Source organism: Spirulina subsalsa CS-330, from assembly GCF_028330765.1.
In the GTDB taxonomy this organism is placed as follows: Bacteria; Cyanobacteriota; Cyanobacteriia; order Cyanobacteriales; family Spirulinaceae; genus Spirulina; species Spirulina subsalsa_A.
Map to the genome: position 1 here is coordinate 1 of NZ_JAQMTY010000289.1, position 4,859 is coordinate 4,859.

Consider the following 4,859-nt stretch of genomic DNA (forward strand, 5'->3'; position numbering starts at 1 on the left):
GACTTTTAGCTTGTTCACAAGTCGGGATAGGGCATTGCCACGACTTTAAATGGGCATGGAGAGACAGTAAGACTGCTTCGGTAGCAAGTCTCGGTGAAGTGTCAAGAATCACCGCTCCTTCAGGACGGTGAGTATGTCAACTTAGATCTCTCTGTAAAAAGATACAAACTCAATTAATGATGTCGTTAAAATCTCCCTTTTCTCAATCATCCTCACCCAAAAATCATCACCTCACCACAGGCGAAGTTAGCTCCCCTTAACCCACCATTTCACTCGCGTTTTCAATGAATCAAATACGTGAGCCAATGCTGTACTGTTCCCTCTGCATCTTGATCCTTCGGTTGCAGCCACCGCCAGGTTTTGCCCTCCCGTTGCCGCTGCAAATAAATATCAAAGGAATTCCCCGACTGCTTGACGGTTTGGGTTGGTAATTCAAGGTCTAGATCATAACGACCTTGGAGGTGATAGGTCGGTAACTTAGCCAGATATTGAGCGTCTAATTGACGTACCTTAATATGAGAAATGCGTAAGTTTGGATTCGCTGCATTAAGCTGTTGACTGATGGCATTTTGACTATGCTTAACTTGCAGGATAATCGCTTTTTTGATCGTATCACTGTTCGGAGAAAGACTCACTGAGGGCGATCCCCCCCCACAGGCGGTGAGGGTCAGCAACAAAAACAGCAAACACCCGCTCCACAACAACCGTGACACAGGGAAGGAAGCGGCAAAACGTGCAGGCAAAAGGCGGAACATCATCAATCTCATTCATAAAAGCAATCCATCTTAATCTAAACGTTATCGAACAATCTGCATCAACCGCATCTGCCGCGATCGCAACACCCCTGCATCAGTGGGTTACGGCGGATTGCTGAATTGCTGTGATCGCGGGGGTTTAAGCCGCCTAACCCACCCTACTAGATTGACACGGTTAAAGTAAGGTATTAAGTAGGGTGCTGTTAGCGAAGCGTAACGCACCAAGCACAGATGTTTCAGCGATCGCAGCCATTGCATAACTTAAGACGTGCCACGACACTACAGTACAGCCACAATGCAGCCTGATTTGGGCTGTGCTTGGGGACGCTAAAGTTTGGGGCGGGAGGAGTGGCTGGTGACTTCGTGGAGGGATGGCAGTTCTCGCCATTCGAGGCGGTAGAGTTGCAGCGGGTCTTGTTTGCCCTTGACGAGGGTGGGGGGGAGTTTGATCAAAGGGTAGTCTTTGTAGTTGAGGCGTTGGACGGTGCTCGCGGCGAGGATGATTTCCCCGGCTTTGGCCACATCACAGATCCGGCTGGTGACGTTGGTGGTGTCCCCGATCGCCGCGTATTGAATCAGGCGGCGTGAGCCAATATTTCCCGCTGCGACGGGGCCACTGTTGAGGCCGATATGGATGGCGATGGGTTGGCGGTCTTGGTCTTGCCAGTCTTGGTTGAGGCGTTGGACGGCGTGCTGCATTTCGATCGCCACTTGGACGGCGCGATCGGTGTCGTCGGGGCGGGAATAGGGCGCACCCCAGATCGCGAGGAGGGCATCGCCAATGTATTTTTCTAACGTGCCTTCGTAGGTGAAAATGATCTCTTCCACCATGACGTTGAAATAGTCGTTGAGCATTTCGATCACGGCGCGGGGTTCCATGGTCGAGGACATTTTGGTGAAGTCGGTGATGTCGGCAAAAAGGGCGGTGACTTCGGTTTCAATGATGCCGAGGTCGCCCCCTTCCCGGAGTTTGCGGCTAATGGTGGTGGGGAAAAAGCGTTCGAGTTTGTCACGCCAGATCGCGTTTTCGCGCATCTTGTTGGCGAGGCGGGTGGTTTCGATCGCGATCGCCGCCTGATTAGCCAAAGCGGTGAGAAACTCTAAATCCTCGCCAGAATAGGCATTCGAGCAGGTTAAATTATCCACATACAACACCCCAATCACCTCATCACGGGGTTGCAGCGGCGCACACATCGAGGCGCGAATCGCCTGGATCAAAATGGAATGCGACCCCTCAAAGCGTCGATCTTCCGCCGCATCATCGGTGAGCACGGCATCGCCATGGCGGCGCACATAGTTGGTGATCTTCGTGCTGTAGAACTGGTAGCGCACGGAGAGGCCCGATCGCGCCTTGACAGCCTTTTGTTCTAATTTTTTCGTGCGTTCATCGACGAGTAATAACGCGGCCCGATCCACGTTCATAATTTCGAGCAACAATTCTAAAATTTTATCGAGCAGTTGATCGGGATCAGCAGAGGAGGCCAGTTGTTTACTGACTTCGAGGAGAATTTTCAACTTGTCAACGACCCGCTGATTTTTATCCTTTTCTTTGAGGCGCAGGGCTGAACCGGAGCGTTGATTTTTATCAATGAAGTCTTCAAGGGCGACTTGGGTTTGTTTGGGGGAATAGTGGCGGACGATGGGGAGGGGGGCATCGGTGGGGTCTTCGTTGTCGTCGGCAAACTCGCTATCGGTGTCAACGAGTTGCAGGGCTACCATGCCAAGGGTGATGCCATCGTCGAGGGTGATTTCCCGCTGTTTGATTTTGACGCTATTGACGAAGGTGCCATTGAGACTTTTTAAGTCCCGCAGCAGAAAGCGAAATTGATCGGGATTGGTGCGATCGCGCTCCATCAAAATTTCCGCATGGCGGCGCGACAAACTGTTATGTTTAATCACAATTTGATTCGTGGGCGCACGGCCAATGGTGTTCCGTCCCGGATTGAGGGGATAGATTGCTTCATGATCCGTTTTCGGATTGCACACCAACACGTAGCCCATAATCCCTCTACTGCATGGTTGCAAGGTAGTTTGCGGAGCCAACACGATCGAGACGGGCTTGTTTCTCTAGCACTTGATCCGTCAGGGATTGACGATAGGCCTGCACTTGGACGAGGAGATCCGGATCATGGGCGGCTAACATCTGCACGGCTAAGAGTCCGGCATTTTGCGCATTGCCGATCGCAACGGTGGCGACGGGAATCCCCCTCGGCATTTGCACAATCGAGTACAGAGAATCTACACCGTTAAGTTGGCGAGTGGTGACCGGCACGCCAATCACCGGCAAGGGGGTCAAGGCGGCCACCATACCCGGCAGATGGGCCGCGCCGCCCGCGCCGGCGATGATGACTTTGAGGCCGCGCTGATGGGCAGTTTTCGCGTAGTCTACCATCCGATCGGGGGTGCGGTGGGCGGAAACGATCGCAACGTCGTGGGGAATGTCAAACTGCTCACAGATGGCGATCGCAGCGGTCATGGTGGGCAGGTCGGAATCACTGCCCATAATAATGCCAATGGGCGGACGATCATAGGTCATGGAACGTTGCTCCTCAGGGCTAGAAGATGGATTAAAACCAATGGATTGGGGGTGACGTAGGGTTTATTGTCCCAAGAGAATATCTTTCTCAACTGTATCAATGAGCGCGTTCCCCTTGGTATTCTGGGGGGATTCTGGCGGAGTTCTGAATTGATGACTGATTGTTTGCTCACCTATGCTCGCTTGCCCGGTCGTTCCGGTTTGCACCATATTTACTTTGAAGGGGGCGCGATCGCCGCCATCACGCTAGCCAGTCCTGCCCCAGAAGCTCTGCCCCGCGTCCCCCAATTTGATTTTGAGGGTGATTGGTTGTCCTTGGGGGGAATTGATTTACAAATTAACGGCGGCCTGGGGTTAGCCTTTCCGGATCTTCACAGTGACGATCATCCCAACCTGGACAAGATCGCCGCCTATCTGTGGGATCAAGGGGTAGACGGGTTTTGTCCCACCCTTGTCACCACCTCGATCCAGAAGATTCACCAAGCCCTCGCCGTGATTGCCGCCTCTCCCCTGCGTCACCCCCAACCCCACCGCGCCCAAATCCTGGGGGTTCACCTCGAAGGCCCCTGCCTCAACCCCAGCAAGCGCGGCGCACATCCCGCCGCCCATTTACAACCCCTCAGCCGCGAGATGATGGCCTCGATCATCGGAGACTATGGCGACTTGGTTAAAATCGTCACCTTAGCCCCGGAATTAGACCCCAGCGGGGATGCGATCGCCTTCCTCACCGCCCAAAACATCATTGTCAGTCTCGGCCATTCCCTCGCCACCGCCTCCGACGCGCACCAGGCTTTCGACCAGGGCGCAACGATGGTCACCCACGCCTTTAACGCCATGCCCCCCTTGCACCACCGCGATCCCGGTCTGCTCGGAGCCGCCTTGACCCGTGCAACGGTGCGCTGTGGCGTGATTGCCGATGGGGAGCATGTTTGTCCGCTGATGTTGGATCTGCTGCTGCGGATGGAACGCGATGGGGTGTTTTTGGTCAGCGATGCCCTCGCTCCCATCGGTTTACCCGACGGCGACTATCCCTGGGACGATCGCACGATCACCGTCACCCACGGCACAGCCCGCCTCGATGCCCACACCCTCGCCGGGACAACGCTCCCCCTTTTAGCCGGGGTGGAAAATCTAGTGCGTTGGGGGATCTGTGAACCGGGACGCGCGATCGCCCTCGCCACCGAAGCCCCCCGCCGGGCGATCGCCCAAGCCGGCCTCACCCGCGGCCAAACCGGCCCCTTTCTCCGTTGGTCACGCCACCCCCAAACCGCCGCCCTCCACTGGCAACGATTCACCCTCCCCAGCAATGAACCGCGCCCCTCGCGCTAGGATAGCAGCGTATTGTTGCGAGTTTGATCATGTCTCGTCTCATCCCTCTTTTTCAGCCGAAGCTCCTCAAAAACTCGGTGCGAGCCTATAGTTTTCCGGTGAAGTTCTCCCCCGCTAATCCTACGGATATAACGGGGGCTTCTCAAACAAACAAAGAGAGTTGAACTCCCGTCGTTGCTTGAGCTTCCTGCTTCACAGGCCGACTAACGTCGAAGCCTCCACAGGCAGGCAAGATGATC

General features: G+C 54.8%; 4 protein-coding genes. 1 reads left to right on the forward strand and 3 read right to left on the reverse strand.

The features are described from left to right. Positions 1–281: 281 nt before the first annotated feature. From PN477_RS19835 to purE, 3 genes are all read right to left on the reverse strand, one after another. Positions 282–635, reverse strand: a complete 354-nt coding sequence (locus PN477_RS19835) for a hypothetical protein (protein ID WP_272117026.1) — start codon at positions 633–635, stop codon at positions 282–284. Positions 636–1,082: 447 nt separating this feature from the next. After that, positions 1,083–2,756: an adenylate/guanylate cyclase domain-containing protein gene (locus PN477_RS19840; RefSeq protein WP_272117028.1), complete on the reverse strand. Its 1,674-nt coding sequence runs from the start codon at positions 2,754–2,756 to the stop codon at positions 1,083–1,085. A 7-nt stretch (positions 2,757–2,763) separates the two neighbouring features. Then, positions 2,764–3,291, reverse strand: coding sequence for a 5-(carboxyamino)imidazole ribonucleotide mutase (gene purE / locus PN477_RS19845; RefSeq protein WP_272117030.1), 528 nt, complete (start codon positions 3,289–3,291; stop codon positions 2,764–2,766). A gap of 153 nt (positions 3,292–3,444) precedes the next feature. Here purE and nagA point away from each other — a divergent pair, with 153 nt between their 5' ends. Next, entirely contained in the window at positions 3,445–4,620 is a 1,176-nt protein-coding gene (nagA, locus tag PN477_RS19850) for an N-acetylglucosamine-6-phosphate deacetylase (RefSeq protein WP_272117032.1), read from the forward strand. Positions 4,621–4,859 lie beyond the last annotated feature (239 nt).